Origin of the sequence: Acinetobacter sp. NEB149 (genome assembly GCF_012516415.1) — a bacterium.
GTDB classification, from domain to species: domain Bacteria; phylum Pseudomonadota; class Gammaproteobacteria; order Pseudomonadales; family Moraxellaceae; genus Acinetobacter; species Acinetobacter lwoffii_V.
Map to the genome: position 1 here is coordinate 135436 of NZ_CP051208.1, position 15370 is coordinate 150805.

Sequence of the window (15370 nt, forward strand, 5' to 3'; positions counted from 1 at the left end):
AGCAGCAAAAAAGTTCACAGAATGAAAACGAAACCGGCATAATTGATTTATAGTGAACACATAAACTAAGCATAATGATTTAGAGGACGATAATCCGAATGAAAAAATTCCTTTTAGGCGCTGTTGCCGCATCTGTTTTGGCCTTTTCAGGCAATGCTATGGCCAATTTTGTGGCAGGTCAGGACTATCAGGTGGTTGCAAAACCAGTCAAAGTCGAAAAACCGGGCAGAATTGAGGTACGTGAATTCTTCTGGTACGGCTGTGGTCACTGTTTCGCGCTTGAACCCCATATGCAGGGCTGGTTGAAAAAATTACCAAAAGATGTACGTTTCGTACGTACACCTGCTGCAATGAATCCACTCTGGGAACAGGCAGCGCGTGCTTATTATGTGTCTGAAGCATTGGGTGTGCGTCAAAAAGCACATTTACAATTATTCCATGATATTCATGACAAGCAACGTCCAATTTTAGAACAGGCGCAATTGGCCAAGTTCTATACCCGCTATGGTATTTCTGAAGCGAAATTTAACAGCACTTATAAATCTTTCCCGATCACTTCGAAAATTGCCCAAGCTAAAAATCTGGCTGCTCAGTATCAGCTCAGTGGTGTTCCGGCAGTGACCGTGAATGGTAAATATATTGTGCAAGGTAATGATGCCAAAGTCATTCAGGTGGTGAATTACCTGATCGAAAAAGAGCGTAAAGCCAAATAAGTCTGAACTGACGATCACTAAAAAAACCTGCATCATGATGCAGGTTTTTTTATTTAGGCCGGAGGAGTGACCGCTTCATTGAGCACAGGGCTTACGGTTTCAACTGTTTCGGTAGGTCTCCGGTACCAGTGCAAAATGCCATGCAGCAACAGTTGCATCTGCAATATGCTTTGGGTTTTAAAGGCAGTGGATTGTGTGCGGCGCAGCTCTGGATCAGCTTGATGCTGCAGATGAATCCAGCCCATGGCCCAGTTCAGGGACAGTTCAATCAGCATCTGTGCCAGAGCCTGCAAGTCCTGTGGCGCCTGAATATGTCGGGTCGATTGCATCTTGGCCAGTTCATGCATCACATCTTCAGCCAGAAAACGAATTTCCCGTTCAATACCGGCACGGAGCACGTCCGAACCGCCCCAACGTTCTGCCACAAAAAAATCCAGGGTTCAGGATGGTATTCGACGGCCTGAAAAAATAGTTCCAGCCCGGTGTGGGTTCGGGTATTCGGCTGATACAAATAAGCCTGTCCCAGCTGATTGAGTACGCCCTTGATATGAATCGCAACCTGATCCAGCAATTCCAGACCCAACTGGTTCATATCCTGAAAATGCCGATAGAATGCCGTCGGCACCAGTCCGACTGCATTCGCAACTTCACGTAGGCTGATCGTGCTGAAAGCGCGGCCCTGACTGCTGAATGCCAGTGTCGCATCGAGTAACGCCTGATGACTTTGCTGCTTGCGATCTTCACGTAAGGACATAAATGGGTTTCCTATCACCGGCTTCCCTTATAGAGAGTTTTAGTCTAGCAAAAATTAAATTAAATCGTAGTGCCACAGATCGGCAGAATTTCGACAACTCGTAGCGAGCTGATGCATTGATTTTGTAAATGAATCGCCCGGCTGCCTAATCTTGGCAAAGGCTTCTGCTATACTGAGCCGCAATTATTTTGAACCCATACAGGACTTATTATGCGTATCGACCAACGAGCATTAGATCAATTACGTGAAGTGAAAATTACCCGTAACTATACACGTTATGCGGAAGGCTCTGTATTGGTTGAATTTGGTCATACCAAAGTACTGTGCACTGCCAGTGTGGATAGTTCTGTACCGCGTTTCCTCAAAGGTCAGGGCCAGGGCTGGGTAACGGCTGAATATGGCATGTTGCCACGTTCAACTCATACCCGTAGTGACCGTGAAGCGGCACGTGGCAAACAGAGTGGCCGTACTCAGGAAATTCAGCGTCTGATTGGTCGTAGCTTGCGCTCAATGGTCGATCTGAAAAAGCTGGGTGAAAATACCATTACTATCGACTGTGACGTGATTCAGGCTGATGGCGGTACCCGTACTGCAGCGATTACGGGTGCTGCGGTGGCTTTGGTTGATGCGATGAACGTCTTGCTGGAAAGAAAAAAAATCAAACATGATCCATTAAAAGGTTTGGTGGCTGCGGTTTCTGTCGGTATTTTTAAAGATGAAGTATTACTGGATCTTTGCTATGAAGAAGATTCAAACTGTCAAACCGATTTGAACGTGGTGATGACTCAGGCTGGTGAATTTATTGAAATTCAAGGTACTGCTGAAGATAAGCCATTTACCCGTGCACAATCGAATGCCATGCTGGAAATGGCCGAGAAAGGCATTCAGGAACTGGTAAAAAAACAGCAAGAAGCTCTAGGCTGGTAATCCATCCCATGTTAATAAACGCATCTCTGGATGCGTTTTTTTATGCCTGAAATTTCACTCTGCACCTGTATTCAAAAACTACATTACAAAACTTCCTGACAAAAAGTCGACATGAATCGGCTATATCTGAACCGGTTTTGCATCGATATTGGATCAGATGAGAACACAATGAGGAATGCGACATGAAACAGTGGCTTTGTGCAATTTCATTGCTGGGCGTGTTTGGATTAACTGCCTGTGACTGGGGCAATAATCGTGAAGATGACGAGCGTTCAGTGTTAAATCAGGATCGTGATGAGGATAACGGAAGATATAACGACCGTGATGGTGACGATGATGACCGCGATCACCGAGGTAATCGGGATGACGATGATGATTAAGGTCTAAAATAGAAAATTGAGCAAAATATACGCAAAAAAAATTTCTAAAAATAAAAAAAGGGTGCTTCGCACCCTCTACGGTCATCTATCCCATCTAGGCTTAAGCATTGAAACGCATCGACAGATCAATGGCTTTGAGATCTTTGGTCAGCACGCCCATGGAAATATAATCTACTCCGGTACTCGCGACTTCACGTAAATTATCAATGGTGATATTACCTGAGGCTTCCAGTTTGCAGCGACCGGCCACATGTTGCACCGCGTCGATCATCTGCTGCTGACTGAAATTATCCAGCATCACAATATCAGCATGGGCTTCGAGTGCCTGATTCAGCTCATCCCAGGTTTCCACTTCAACTTCGACAGGCTTACCCGGTGCAATTTGATGGGCCTTGGCAATCGCCTGCGCAATGCCACCCGCTGCCATAATATGATTTTCTTTAATCAAGAAGGCATCAAACAGGCCCAAACGGTGATTCTGGCCACCGCCAATGGCCACGGCATATTTTTGTGCGATACGCAGACCCGGAAGCGTTTTACGAGTATCTAATAATTTGGTGTTTAAACCTTGCAGCTCTTTGACATAGTGGGCGGTTTTAGTCGCAACCGCAGACAGCGTCTGGACAAAGTTTAGCGCAGGGCGCTCCACGGTGAGTAAGCTACGTGCAGATCCGGCCAGTTTTAAAAATGCTTGATTGGCTTGAACATGATCGCCATCATTTTTCAGCCAGATCACTTCAATACTTGGATCATAGGCCTGAATCAAGGCATTTACCCAAGGCTGGCCGGCCAAAACCATGTCTTCACGGCTAATGATAGTGGCAGTGGCCTGTTCATCTTCAGGGGTCAGCAGGGCAGTAATATCACCATCACCGATATCTTCTGAAAGTGCTTGTTGAATATTGATCTGAATGGACTGGTCTAGCAAAGCTTGAGATATGCGCATGAGTATTTCCGTATCTTTTTTAAGCCGTGAAAATTGCGCCTTATCTTAGCACCGTTACATAAAAGATGAGCGATTTTTCATCCAGTTTGCTGGGATGAATTGAGATTTCTCCTTGAAAGTTTTAGCATGAAGCCGGCTGCAATGCTGATCTTGCAGATTTTATTTTTGGGGAGAACGGTTTTATGCAACAGGCAGCTGAGTTTCAGGTCAAGGACGGGCAACTAATCGGTGCACGTCAAATCCCGTCTCCCAATTTTAATCAGCGGCCAGAACAGACCGAGATTCAATTGCTGGTGATTCACAATATCAGCCTGCCACCTTCACAGTTTGGCGGTGGTTATATTGAACAGTTTTTTCAGAATCAGCTGGACTGGTCCGTACATCCTTATTTTCAAACCATTGAAGGGATGCAGGTGTCGACCCATCTGCTAATTTTACGATCTGGCGAAGTGCTGCAATTTGTCAATTTTAATGATCGTGCCTGGCATGCCGGCCGCTCGAGCTATTTGGGCAAAAAAGAATGTAATGATTATTCGATCGGGATTGAGCTGGAAGGCAGTGACGATTTGCCTTTTGAAACTGAACAATATCAGGTATTAGTAAAAGTCACGGCCTGTCTGCAACAGCATTATTCTAAGATTCAGCAGCATATTGCCGGACATTCGGATATTGCACCGGGCCGCAAGACCGATCCGGGACCATATTTTAACTGGGCTGATTTTCGTACACAGTTACAGCATTATAAAAATACCTCAAGCTCGCTTGAGCGATGAAATTAAGCAATGAACTTCTGACAAAAGTTTCATTACAATAACCACAAATTTATACATTAGGTGAAGAGGATGGCGCTTTGGCGTTCGACCGTCATTGTCAGTGCGATGACCATGTTGTCACGCGTACTGGGATTGGTTCGAGATATTGTTTTACTGAATGTCTTTGGTGCTGGTAAAGACTTCGATACCTTCGTAGTCGCATTTCGTATTCCAAACTTTTTCAGGCGTTTATTTGCCGAAGGCGCATTTTCACAGGCATTTATTCCGGTACTGACTGAATATAAAACCAGTCGCACGCATACCGAAGTCCAGATCCTGATTAGCCGGGTGTTTGGCTGTCTGGCCACGGTCATGACCACGCTGACCATGGTCGCGATCATTGCTGCGCCATTGATTATGTATATCTATGCGCCCGGTTTCCATAGCGATCCTGAAAAGTTCGCTCTGGCGACCGACATGTTCCGCCTGACCATTCCTTATTTGCTGTTCATGTCACTGACGGCTTTTGCCAGCAGTATTCTGAACAGTTATGGCTCTTTTAGTACCCCGGCATTTGCGCCGGTCTTGCTGAATGTGGCGATGATTGCCGGGGCGCTCTGGCTTACGCCTTATATGGCCGAGCCGATTATGGCGCTGGGCTGGGCTGTGATCATTGCCGGTATTTTACAGCTGGCGATCCAAATTCCTGAATTGTGGCGTAAAAATCTGCTGATTCCACCGAAAATTGACTTCAAGCATGAAGGCGTAGATCGCATCATGAAGTTGATGCTGCCGGCATTATTTGGTGTATCTGTCACGCAAATTAACCTGCTATTAAATACCATTTGGGCCTCATTCATGCAGGATGGTTCGGTGTCTTGGTTGTATAGTGCCGAGCGTATGACCGAATTGCCACTAGGACTCATTGGTGTTGCAATTGGTACCGTGATTCTGCCGTCGTTATCAGCACGACATACTGAACAGAATCCGGAAAAATTCCGTGGCATGATGGACTGGGCAGCTAAAGTCATTGTGATGGCTGGCCTACCCGCCAGTATTGCGCTGTTTATGCTGTCGACTCCGATTATTCAGGCTCTGTTTGAACGTGGCCAGTTCACCTTTGAAGATACCCAGATGACGGCTTTGGCACTGCAATGTATGAGCGGTGGTGTGATTGCCTTTATGTTGATTAAAGTCTTTGCACCCGGTTTTTATGCAAAGCAGGATACCAGAACCCCGGTGCGTATCGGTCTGATGGCTGTGGCAGCCAATGCGATTCTGAACGTGATCTTTATCGGCTTGTTCAAGCTGATTGACTGGGAAGCGGAGCATATGGCCCTTGCGCTGGCCTCGACAGGTTCAGCGATGGTCAATGCTGGTCTGCTTTATTATTATCTGCATAAGCGTGATATTTTCCGTTTTGGGGCGCACTGGAAAAAAATCTTCCTGCAATTCATGTTTGCCAATGTGGTGATGATTGCAGCTCTGGCCTATGCCCTGAGTTGGTATAACGCAGATGTATCACAATGGATGCGTGTGGTAGAAGTATTGATCTTATGTGTTGTCGGTGTGGTAGCGTATGTTGCAGCCTTGCTGGTGGCAGGTTTTAGACCACGTCATTTAAAGCCCTAAGTTCATCTTAAAAGAAGTATTTTTGATCAAAACAGATCATTAAAAATACCCATAAAAAAAACAAGAGCCAGAAGGCTCTTGTTTTTTTGAAAGCTAACACTTGCTTTGAACAGGTCTAGCGTAAATCTAGACCTTGCCGCGCGAAAGAAAACCAACGATCGCAAGAATCACCGCAATTACCAACAAGATAATTGCAAAATCCTTAGACAAGCCTGCGACGCCACCGAAACCAAGTAGACTCGCAATTAATGCAATAACAGCAAAAATAATAGCCCAGCGAAACATATATATTCTCCATGTGTTTTTATTTTCAAATTTAGTATAGAAATAAACTATTCCAGCGACTGTTAGTGTTTTGTTGATGAACTGTCTATGATTTAACAATAGTTTACGTGATAGTAATAAGAATTTGAGGCGGTAGGTCTGCAGGGTTCGGGCTGCTATAATAAGCTGATTTTTGAATGTGCCGGCCTGATCATGAGCGATACTTTACGTCCCGAATTCTGGAAAAACTATTCACTTGCTAAACTGACGCAAGTCGAGTGGGAGGCCTTATGTGATGGTTGCGGATTATGTTGTCTGATTAAACTGGAAGATGAAGATACTCAGGAAGTCGCATATACCAAAGTGGCCTGCAAATTACTGGATTGTAGCACTGCGCGTTGTTCCAATTATCCGGATCGCCTGCAATATGTGCCGGACTGTATTCAGCTCACGCCAGAGAAGCTGGAAACGATTCACTGGTTGCCTTCGAGTTGTGCCTATCGTCGGGTAGAGCAGGGTAAAAGCCTGCCATCTTGGCATTATCTGATTAGCGGTTCACGGGAAAGTGTGATTCAGGCACGCAAGTCGGCAGCAGGGCGCTGCCTGAGTGAAGCCGATATTCATGAAGATGACATCGAAGACTATATCGTACGCTGGGTGCGTTAAATCTGCCTGAGTGATTCGTTTATTGATCTGCTGGATGGAGTAGGGCCTGGGCCGAAGCACCGGCCATCGGACGATAGAAATAAAATCCCTGTCCAATCTGACAGTCACAATGGATCAGGGTGTCCAGCTGTTCTGTATTCTCGATCCCTTCCACTAGAATATCCAGTGCAATACTAGAGCCAATCTGGGTAATGGCTTTGACAATGGCCAAGGCGGACGGGTCACTGTTCATGCGTTCTACAAAGTTGCGGTCAATCTTGATGCAATCGACCGGATAGTCTTGCAAGCGGGTCAGCGAAGAATGTCCAGTGCCAAAGTCATCTAGTGAAATCTGGATTCCGGCCTGTTTCAGCAGGTTCAGGGCGCGAACCACATAATTGGCACCATGTTCGGATAGGCTCTGCTCGGTAATTTCTAGTTCAACTTTATGTGCGGGAATATCAAAGTTGGACAGGCGTGCCAACAGTTTTTCGGCATAGTCATCGCGCAGGAATTCGACCGGTGCAGCATTGATGGAAATCGGTAACAGATCCAGACCTTGCGCCTGCCAGCGACTCATATCTGCAAAGACTTTCAGTTGCATGGTCTCACTGATGCGTGAGGCCAGCTCATAGTCCTGAAAGGCAGCAAAAATTTCGGAAGGTAACTGAATGTTCTGATTCTGATCTTGCCAGCGTAATAGTGCTTCGAAACCAATCACTGCACCATCAGAAAGACGTACTTTAGGTTGGTAATAGGGAATGATCTGATCGGCGAGAATAATTTTGCGTGCCAGAGTCAGCTGCTTGGTCATATTTTCCAGTGAACCGCACATTTCCTGATTGAACATGCGGATGCCACCACGACCACTATTTTTCAGGTCGTTTAAGGCGATATCAGCACATTTCAGCAAATTAGAAGTATTTAAGGCATCACGTGGATAGATGGCACAGCCAATACTCATGGCACTGCTGATGCTATTGCCGACATAATTGATGGGCTGATCCAGCTGGGCATAGGCCATTTGCGCCGTTGCCAGCAGCTGTTCTTCACTTTCCAGATTTTTCACCAGCACAGCAAATTCATCGCCACCCAAACGGGCGATGATGGTATTCGGACCGAAACAGGTCTGGAAGCGTTTGCCTAAGACATGTAGCAGATGATCACCAGCAATATGGCCCAAGGTGTCATTGATATGCCGGAAATAGTCCAGATCGATCAGCAGTAAACCCGCTATGGTCTGTTGTTGTTTGGCCTTTAACAGTACCTGTTTAAAGGTTTTATAGAAGGTACTGCGATTATACAGGCCGGTGAGTTCATCCCGTTTAATCACTTCTTTTAAACGTGTTTCTGCAATTTTTTGCTGACTAATATTGCGTGATACACAGAGAATATTTTGGGTAATATTGTGCTGATCCAGAATCGGGGTGAGCAGATGATCCCAATATTGGATTGGTTGATCTTTAATCTGAACTTTGCTGGAAAAACGACTGTTTAAGCCTTGGGCAGCCTGTTTCAGAGCACGTTGCCCAGATTTTCGGGCTTCAGGGGTTAAGCGATTTAACCAGCACAATGAACGGTCTTGATTTTGTCCTGCGGTCTCACTTGCTTGTGCCAGACAGCCAGACTGGTTACTATGCCGAATCTCGCCTTCAGGACTGATAATGTTAATGCAGTCTGCACTGGCATCCAGCATATTTTCCTGAGTGGAAACAATTTGAGAAAGTTGCTGCTGGATTTCAAAATAATCATGCACATCGGTCAGGGAAACTGCCCATTGCAGCAAATGGTCAACTTCATGATGAAATTTTACCGCCAGGCTACACATGCGATAATGGCTATCATTGCGTTTAATCCGGCACTGGGTTTCAAAATTCTGATGCTGATCCAGCGCAGCATGCCACTGCGCTAAAAATAGCTGCAAGTCCTCGGTATGAATAAAACTCTGCCATTGCAGATGGCCCTGTTCATTCAGGTTCATGCCAAGATAATCAGTCAAGGCATCGTTAAAATATTGCAGATGTTTTTTGTTGCTGACCCACAAGGGTTGCGGTAAGGCATCGATCAGATTTTTTAATAAAACCGATTCAGACAAGTGAACGTGGGGTGCAATCAGTGATGATGAGGTCAGTGGCTTAGACCGACTCAGAGCTCCCTGTTCAAATTTATCATGCTTCATGCATTCACCACTACAACCCAAAAGTGCCCAAGGGGCGAGATAAGTTTCTTTTAATTAGAATAAACAATATGAAAATTACACTGTAATTAATTCACAATTAATCATGTTCAAATTATTCGGTTTTATAGAGATTAATTCATTCAGAATTAAAAAAATAGAGGATATCTACATAAATTAATTTTTTATGCTTGATGTTTGCATTCTTGGAATCAAAACTGCTGGTGTTAGAATGAGATCAGAATTTAGTTTGAGCCAATAATAACATGTCAGATAGTCATATCCCGCTTCCAGAACGCTTACGGCCACGCGACCTTACACAGATTATCGGGCAGGAACATTTGCTGGGAGAACATGCGCCCTTACGCCAGATGATTGATCAGGGGCATCTGCCTTCGATTATTTTCTGGGGACCTCCCGGAGTTGGAAAAACCACCATTGCCTTACTGCTGGCTCAAGCGGTAGACCGGCCTTTTATCAGCTTGTCTGCCCTGAATACCGGCGTGAAAGAGCTGCGTGAAATCATTGCCGAAGGTGGCGATTTGCTGACGCCAGTGGTGTTTATTGATGAAATTCACCGTTTTAATAAATCCCAGCAAGACGCGCTGTTAAATGCGGTCGAGAAAGGGAAAATTACCTTAATTGGCGCCACCACGGAAAACCCGTCTTTTGAAGTGAATAGTGCCTTATTGTCACGTTGTCAGGTGTATAGCCTGAATGTATTGAGTGCTGAATCGATTCAGACCTTATTGACACAAGCCTTGCAAAATGACTCTTTCCTGCAAGAAAGACATATCCTGATTGAAGAATTTGATGCCCTGATCCAGTTCGCGGCAGGAGATGCCCGCAAGGCACTAAATTTACTGGATCTGATCGCCAGTACCTTTGAAGCGGATATGGAAAATATCATCACCAATGCAGTCGTGGTGAAAGTCGCACAGCAGAATATCGCCCGTTATGACAAGTCCGGTGAGCAGCACTATGATCTGGTCTCGGCCTTTATCAAATCCATTCGCGGCAGTGATCCAGATGCAGCCCTGTACTGGATGGCACGCATGCTCAAAGGTGGTGAAGATCCGGTGTTTATTGCACGGCGTATGCTGATTGCCGCATCTGAAGATATCGGCAACTCTAATCCAAATGCTTTACTGTTGGCTGGTGAATGTTTCCGTTCTGTGCAAGCCGTAGGCATGCCGGAATGCAGGATTATTTTGGGACAATGTGCGGTTTATCTAGCGACCAGTGCCAAAAGTAATAGTACCTATCTGGCGATTAACAAGGCGATGGAACTCGCAGATAAAACCTCAAATCTGCCAGTGCCTTTGCACTTAAGGAATGCACCGACCAAACTGATGAAAGAACAGGGCTATGGCGTGGATTATCTGTATCCGCATAATTATCCTGAGCATTTTGTGCTGCAAGAATATATGCCGCCAGAACTGAAAAATACCAAACTGTATGAATCAGCACGTAATAAACGTGAAGTTGAAGGGGAGCGTTTACAGCAACGCCGTTGGCAACAGCAACAACAGCAGCAATAAAGCTGGGTATCTCAACTAATTGAACAGAGTAAAAAAAGCCCAATTCAAGGTGAATTGGGCTGAAAGTAGGATGTTTTTTGAGGGAGATAACATCCTAGAGGGTAGAGGAAAAATCTGGTCGGCAAATATGGAGCTAAGTGCATCAATTCACTGATTTGCCTGGTATGAGATAATATTAATGCAGATAGTTTTTGATGTAAAAACGATCATTTTAATAATAAAAATTTATTTTTCCGATTAAAAACCGGAAATAAAAAAACCGAGCTAAAAAGCTCGGTTTTTTCGAATCTGCGCATTTCCAGATTAGATGTTGTCCAGGTTGATACCTAAACGGCCAGCCACTTCTTCATAGGCTTCAACCACGCCGCCTAAACCTTGACGGAAACGGTCTTTATCTAGTTTTTTCTTGGTGTCTTTATCCCATAGACGGCAACCATCTGGAGAGAATTCATCACCCAGTACGATACGGTCGTGGAACACACCGAATTCAAGTTTGAAATCGACTAGAATCATGTTACCTGCGTCAAACAATGCTTTAAGCACGTCATTCACTTGGTAAGTCAACTCTTTCATTTTCGCCAATTGTTCAGCAGTCGCCCAACCTAAAGCAATGGCTTGTGATTCATTGACCATTGGATCGCCAAGCGCATCATCTTTAAAGAACAATTCAAATGTTGGAGGAGTCAGTTCCTTGCCTTCTTCCACACCCAGGCGGCGGCATAAAGAACCTGCTGCATAGTTACGGATCACACATTCAACCGGGATCATATCCAGTTTTTTCACCAGCACTTCATTTGGAGTCAGTAGCTTTTCAAAGTGGGTCTCAATTCCCGCTTCTGCCAGTTTTTCCATGATGAAGGCGTTAAAACGGTTGTTCACCTTGCCTTTACGATCTAGTTGCTCAATTTTTTCGCCATTGAATGCTGAGGCATCATCGCGAAAGACTAAAATCAGATGGTCTGAACTGTCTGTGGTGTAGACAGATTTCGCTTTACCAGTATAGAGCAAGGTTTGTTTTAACATGAGGGAACCTTTTACAAAAAAAAATGCCTAGAAATGTCTAGGCTGGCCAATTTTGGTAAATCTGGTTGAGCAGTTCTGCAGCTTTTTCACGGTCGGCAAAACTGTTATCGGCATTGAACACAGCGAGGTTATTACTCGAACCGACAGAAGATAATCTTAATACATAGGTCTGCTGGTCGACCTTAATCGTGACTTCGTAACGATTTTTGCTCTGCGCAACGATGCTATGATTCAGACTGCTGAGGGTGGCAAGTGTATATTGCCAAATTGTAGCAGAATTTCCCTCAATTTTAAGCAGCGGATTAAGATTTCCGTCAGTGACCAACTGTGGTTGACCCACTGTATTGGTTTCGGTTAGATCAGCTGTATTTGAGTTTTCAGTCTGGGCTTGTGGGCGTGGCAAGGCAAAACGGTTGCCACGCTGGTTTTCAAGCTTCGGTGCATGTTCAATTGCAAGCGGATCAACTGTTGGAGCAGGATACAATGGCGTTGCAGGACGAACCATGGCGCCTTCAGGATATTGTAAAGCTTCCAGGGTAGTAGTCTCTTTATAGTCTAAAGTGCCGTTATTAAAGGCCATTGAACTACAACCTGCCAAACTGAATACTGAAAGTGTAAGGCTAAGTCCTAAACGTAATTGCATAATCTTGTGCTCTTTTATTTAATAACGCCCGCTTCGACCAGTGCTTCATGAAGCGGAGCGCGATATTGTTCTGCAAGTGGTGTTAATGGAAGGCGAATACCCGTACCAATTAAGCCCATGTCATGGAGTGCCCATTTCACAGGAATTGGGTTCGATTCGCAAAATAAAATATTGTGTAAATTTGCAACCTGAGCATTTAACTGTTCAGCTGTGGTTGCATCACCGGCAATGGCGGCAGCACACACTTCGCTCATAGCTTTCGGAGCCACGTTCGCCGTCACTGAGATATTGCCTTTGGCACCATGACCGATCAGCTGATATGCAGTGGCATCATCACCCGAATAAACAGTCATGTCTTTGCCTACAAGACCTTGTAGCAGTTCAGCACCGCGCGGTACATCGCCAGTCGCATCTTTAATACCGATAATTTGTGGAATATCCGCCAGGCGAATCACGGTTTCATTGGCCATATCCACACCGGTACGGCCTGGAACATTATAAAGAATCTGTGGCAGGTCAACAGCTTCAGCAATAGCTTTATAATGCTGATACAAGCCTTCCTGAGTCGGTTTGTTATAATATGGCGTTACCAGTAAAGCGGCATCTGCCCCTAGCTCTTTGGCTTCGCGGGTCAGTTCGATCGCTTCACGGGTCGAGTTCGCACCTGTGCCGGCAATAATAGGAATACGTTTGTTGGCCACACGAATGATTTCTTTGATCACCTGGGTGTGTTCACTCATGCTGAGAGTAGAGGCTTCGCCTGTTGTTCCAACGGCGACAATACTGTTGGTGCCCTCTGCAATGTGCCATTCAACCAGCTTCTCGAGACCCTTCCAATCTACGCTGCCATCTTCAAACATAGGGGTGACGATTGCGACTATGGAACCTTGAATGGTCTGTGCTTGCTGAGTCATTTTAAAAAACTATCCTATTTGTCCATCCGAAAGGAATGAGAAAACATAAATTGGGATGGATTTGTATTTTGATTTATAGCAAATTCAATAGATTTGCATTGAATTGAATATTGCTTATGCAAATTATGACTGATCAAACGCATAAGAACAATATGCTTTAGTAAAAGCTACTGAATTCTTTATACAAAGCCTTTTGGAAACAATCAAGTAATAAATAAGATGATTTATAAAGCAAAATCCTGAGACCAAAGTTATGTCTTCAGTCTAGATAAAAGAAGATATTGCCCCAAATTAACCCAATAATGATAAGGCTTGTGCAAAAAGATCAGCTGAAAACTGCCATTTTTATGCCTTTTGATTTTGGATTAATAGTTATATTGGATAAATTGAGATCTCGTACATCTTGATCGCACTCTCGTACCAATACAAATAAAGCCAAAAACGACTAAGACTAATCTTTTTTAAATATCAATAAATTGAGGATTTTTTTTCTTATCGGTTAATTTTTTAACTTGATGTATAAGCTTTAAACTCTAAGTCTTGAACTTTATGGTGTTTTGATTAAGTGTTTTTGCGACTTTATCAGTCAGCATCTTCAATTCCTCTACTTCAGCCCCTTTTGGAATATCCAAGCAAAACGTTCAACTTATTGATAGTTATTTCTGCAATCAGGCTCATAGATGATGGCTGTCTTTTGTAACGCTGATTGAACAAGGATAATCCAATGGAAAAATCAGACAATAAGCATGCTATCGTCACGGTCGCGATCTGTTTTCTGATTGCGGTGATTGAAGGCTTAGATATTCAGGCAGCCGGAATTGCTGCTGCAGGTATTCGTGAGCATTTTGGTCTCGATAGTTCCCAGTTGGGTGTGTTTTTTAGTGCAGGGATTCTGGGTTTATTACCGGGTGCACTGGTTGGTGGGCGATTTGCGGACCGTATTGGCCGTAAGAAAGTCTTAATCTGGTCGACAGCAGTGTTTGCTGTATTTACCTTATGTACGGTTTGGGTCAATAGCTTTAACAGCTTGCTGGCAGTGCGTTTCCTGGCTGGAGCATGGCTAGGTGGCGCGATGCCGATTCTGATCACACTCGCCTCTGAAGCTGTCTCTCCACAAAATCGTGGTCGTGCAGTCGGCTTGATGTACTGCGGCATGCCAGTCGGTGCAGCGATTTTGTCTTTGATTGCTGCGACGGAATTTGGTGCCAACTGGAAAAATGTTTTCTATCTCGGTGGTCTGTTACCGATTTTTGCCATTCCGCTAATGATGCTATTTTTGCCTGAATCGAAGGAATACCTGAAAGCACAGAACAAAACGGCAGCAGAACTTGCTGTTGCACCGCAGGGTTCATTCAAGGGCCTGTTTAATTCGGACAACCTGTTGCGTACGCTGTGTATCTGGGTGAGCTACTTCTTTACCTTGATGGTGGTTTACATCATGTTGAGCTGGCTGCCATCATTGTTTATGGAACTTGGCTTCACACGTAAGGATGGTTCAACCGCACAGTTCTACTTCATGGTTACAGCGACGATTGGTACGATTATTTTGGGTATGCTGACCGACCGCTGGAAGAAAGCCTATGTGATCCTGTTGATGTACGGTGGTATTTTGGCAGGTCTACTGGCGCTGAATGGGGCAAGCTCGCTGAACCAGATGTATATGGCAGCCGCATTGGCCGGTGCCTTCGTGATTGGCTGTCAGGGCGTACTGTATGCCTTCGGTAGTATCGTGTATCCGACTGAAGTGCGTGGTACTGGTGTTGGTGTTGCGTCTGCAGTTGGCCGTATCGGTGCCATGCTGGGTCCAGTCATTGCCGGTCAGTTATTGACAGCAGGTTTTGGTGCTGCGGGAGTCATTAGCGCTGCGATCCCATGTATCATCATCTCTGCATTATGTATGCTGTTCCTGGTGAACCGCACTAAAGTGTAATGTTCCAAGATTTTAAAAAGCCTGCTTTTGCAGGCTTTTTTATTTTCAGAATTTAAGAATTAAATATACTGTTTTCTAATTAGAAAGGCTCATCACTTTATCTTAAAACTTATTTTTTTTTGCAGAGATC

The 15370-nt window shown here is 44.7% G+C and carries 14 protein-coding genes and 1 pseudogene; 8 read left to right on the forward strand and 7 right to left on the reverse strand.

What is annotated here, in order from left to right:
- The first annotated feature begins 98 nt into the window (after nucleotides 1–98).
- The gene (locus tag HGD77_RS00645; protein ID WP_005094908.1) at nucleotides 99–713 is read left to right on the forward strand and encodes a thiol:disulfide interchange protein DsbA/DsbL; all 615 of its coding nucleotides are present in this window, start codon (nucleotides 99–101) and stop codon (nucleotides 711–713) included.
- A 53-nt stretch (nucleotides 714–766) separates the two neighbouring features.
- Here HGD77_RS00645 and HGD77_RS00650 read toward each other — a convergent pair.
- Nucleotides 767–1467, reverse strand: a pseudogene (locus tag HGD77_RS00650) (TetR family transcriptional regulator).
- A gap of 210 nt (nucleotides 1468–1677) precedes the next feature.
- On the opposite strand from HGD77_RS00650, the gene rph reads away from it, so the two are divergent.
- Nucleotides 1678–2394: a ribonuclease PH gene (rph, locus tag HGD77_RS00655; RefSeq protein ID WP_004281238.1), complete on the forward strand. Its 717-nt coding sequence runs from the start codon at nucleotides 1678–1680 to the stop codon at nucleotides 2392–2394.
- Between the two features lie 182 nt (nucleotides 2395–2576).
- Nucleotides 2577–2774 (forward strand): hypothetical protein, encoded by a 198-nt coding sequence (locus tag HGD77_RS00660; protein WP_005105298.1) that lies wholly within the window; start codon nucleotides 2577–2579, stop codon nucleotides 2772–2774.
- A gap of 100 nt (nucleotides 2775–2874) precedes the next feature.
- Here HGD77_RS00660 and nadC read toward each other — a convergent pair whose 3' ends face one another.
- Nucleotides 2875–3720: a carboxylating nicotinate-nucleotide diphosphorylase gene (gene nadC, locus HGD77_RS00665; RefSeq protein ID WP_005105299.1), complete on the reverse strand. Its 846-nt coding sequence runs from the start codon at nucleotides 3718–3720 to the stop codon at nucleotides 2875–2877.
- Between the two features lie 182 nt (nucleotides 3721–3902).
- Here nadC and ampD point away from each other — a divergent pair, with 182 nt between their 5' ends.
- On the forward strand, nucleotides 3903–4493 hold the full coding sequence (ampD, locus tag HGD77_RS00670) for a 1,6-anhydro-N-acetylmuramyl-L-alanine amidase AmpD (protein WP_005105301.1): 591 nt from the start codon (nucleotides 3903–3905) through the stop codon (nucleotides 4491–4493).
- A 60-nt stretch (nucleotides 4494–4553) separates the two neighbouring features.
- Nucleotides 4554–6104: a murein biosynthesis integral membrane protein MurJ gene (gene murJ, locus HGD77_RS00675; RefSeq protein ID WP_171526254.1), complete on the forward strand. Its 1551-nt coding sequence runs from the start codon at nucleotides 4554–4556 to the stop codon at nucleotides 6102–6104.
- A gap of 126 nt (nucleotides 6105–6230) precedes the next feature.
- Here murJ and HGD77_RS00680 read toward each other — a convergent pair whose 3' ends face one another.
- Nucleotides 6231–6389 (reverse strand): DUF1328 domain-containing protein, encoded by a 159-nt coding sequence (locus tag HGD77_RS00680; RefSeq protein WP_004647174.1) that lies wholly within the window; start codon nucleotides 6387–6389, stop codon nucleotides 6231–6233.
- Nucleotides 6390–6581: 192 nt separating this feature from the next.
- Between HGD77_RS00680 and HGD77_RS00685 the strand changes: the two genes are divergently transcribed.
- On the forward strand, nucleotides 6582–7034 hold the full coding sequence (locus tag HGD77_RS00685) for a YcgN family cysteine cluster protein (RefSeq protein ID WP_005094917.1): 453 nt from the start codon (nucleotides 6582–6584) through the stop codon (nucleotides 7032–7034).
- Between the two features lie 19 nt (nucleotides 7035–7053).
- Here the strand turns inward: HGD77_RS00685 and HGD77_RS00690 are convergent, their stop codons facing one another.
- Entirely contained in the window at nucleotides 7054–9192 is a 2139-nt protein-coding gene (locus HGD77_RS00690; protein ID WP_168730585.1) for a putative bifunctional diguanylate cyclase/phosphodiesterase, read from the reverse strand.
- A gap of 263 nt (nucleotides 9193–9455) precedes the next feature.
- Here HGD77_RS00690 and HGD77_RS00695 point away from each other — a divergent pair, with 263 nt between their 5' ends.
- Entirely contained in the window at nucleotides 9456–10730 is a 1275-nt protein-coding gene (locus HGD77_RS00695; protein WP_168730586.1) for a replication-associated recombination protein A, read from the forward strand.
- A 303-nt stretch (nucleotides 10731–11033) separates the two neighbouring features.
- Here the strand turns inward: HGD77_RS00695 and purC are convergent, their stop codons facing one another.
- Genes purC through dapA form a run of 3 tightly spaced genes read right to left on the reverse strand, consistent with a single transcriptional unit; the run spans nucleotide 11034 to nucleotide 13310 of the window.
- Nucleotides 11034–11753, reverse strand: coding sequence for a phosphoribosylaminoimidazolesuccinocarboxamide synthase (gene purC / locus HGD77_RS00700; RefSeq protein WP_004281247.1), 720 nt, complete (start codon nucleotides 11751–11753; stop codon nucleotides 11034–11036).
- A 37-nt stretch (nucleotides 11754–11790) separates the two neighbouring features.
- Nucleotides 11791–12396, reverse strand: a complete 606-nt coding sequence (locus HGD77_RS00705) for a hypothetical protein (protein ID WP_004647178.1) — start codon at nucleotides 12394–12396, stop codon at nucleotides 11791–11793.
- Between the two features lie 14 nt (nucleotides 12397–12410).
- Nucleotides 12411–13310 (reverse strand): 4-hydroxy-tetrahydrodipicolinate synthase, encoded by a 900-nt coding sequence (gene dapA / locus HGD77_RS00710; RefSeq protein ID WP_004647179.1) that lies wholly within the window; start codon nucleotides 13308–13310, stop codon nucleotides 12411–12413.
- Nucleotides 13311–14034: 724 nt separating this feature from the next.
- Here dapA and mhpT point away from each other — a divergent pair.
- Nucleotides 14035–15240 (forward strand): 3-(3-hydroxy-phenyl)propionate transporter MhpT, encoded by a 1206-nt coding sequence (gene mhpT / locus HGD77_RS00715; RefSeq protein WP_168730587.1) that lies wholly within the window; start codon nucleotides 14035–14037, stop codon nucleotides 15238–15240.
- The last annotated feature ends 130 nt before the right edge of the window (nucleotides 15241–15370 follow it).

Bases quoted from the DNA above. Each gene is read 5' to 3' on its own strand.
- HGD77_RS00645 (WP_005094908.1), top strand. From the start codon at position 99: ATGAAAAAATTCCTTTTAGGCGCTGTTGCCGCATCTGTTTTGGCCTTT.
- rph (WP_004281238.1), top strand. From the start codon at position 1,678: ATGCGTATCGACCAACGAGCATTAGATCAATTACGTGAAGTGAAAATT.
- HGD77_RS00660 (WP_005105298.1), top strand. From the start codon at position 2,577: ATGAAACAGTGGCTTTGTGCAATTTCATTGCTGGGCGTGTTTGGATTA.
- nadC (WP_005105299.1), bottom strand. From the start codon at position 3,720: ATGCGCATATCTCAAGCTTTGCTAGACCAGTCCATTCAGATCAATATT.
- ampD (WP_005105301.1), top strand. From the start codon at position 3,903: ATGCAACAGGCAGCTGAGTTTCAGGTCAAGGACGGGCAACTAATCGGT.
- HGD77_RS00680 (WP_004647174.1), bottom strand. From the start codon at position 6,389: ATGTTTCGCTGGGCTATTATTTTTGCTGTTATTGCATTAATTGCGAGT.
- HGD77_RS00685 (WP_005094917.1), top strand. From the start codon at position 6,582: ATGAGCGATACTTTACGTCCCGAATTCTGGAAAAACTATTCACTTGCT.
- HGD77_RS00690 (WP_168730585.1), bottom strand. From the start codon at position 9,192: ATGAAGCATGATAAATTTGAACAGGGAGCTCTGAGTCGGTCTAAGCCA.
- HGD77_RS00695 (WP_168730586.1), top strand. From the start codon at position 9,456: ATGTCAGATAGTCATATCCCGCTTCCAGAACGCTTACGGCCACGCGAC.
- purC (WP_004281247.1), bottom strand. From the start codon at position 11,753: ATGTTAAAACAAACCTTGCTCTATACTGGTAAAGCGAAATCTGTCTAC.
- HGD77_RS00705 (WP_004647178.1), bottom strand. From the start codon at position 12,396: ATGCAATTACGTTTAGGACTTAGCCTTACACTTTCAGTATTCAGTTTG.
- dapA (WP_004647179.1), bottom strand. From the start codon at position 13,310: ATGACTCAGCAAGCACAGACCATTCAAGGTTCCATAGTCGCAATCGTC.
- mhpT (WP_168730587.1), top strand. From the start codon at position 14,035: ATGGAAAAATCAGACAATAAGCATGCTATCGTCACGGTCGCGATCTGT.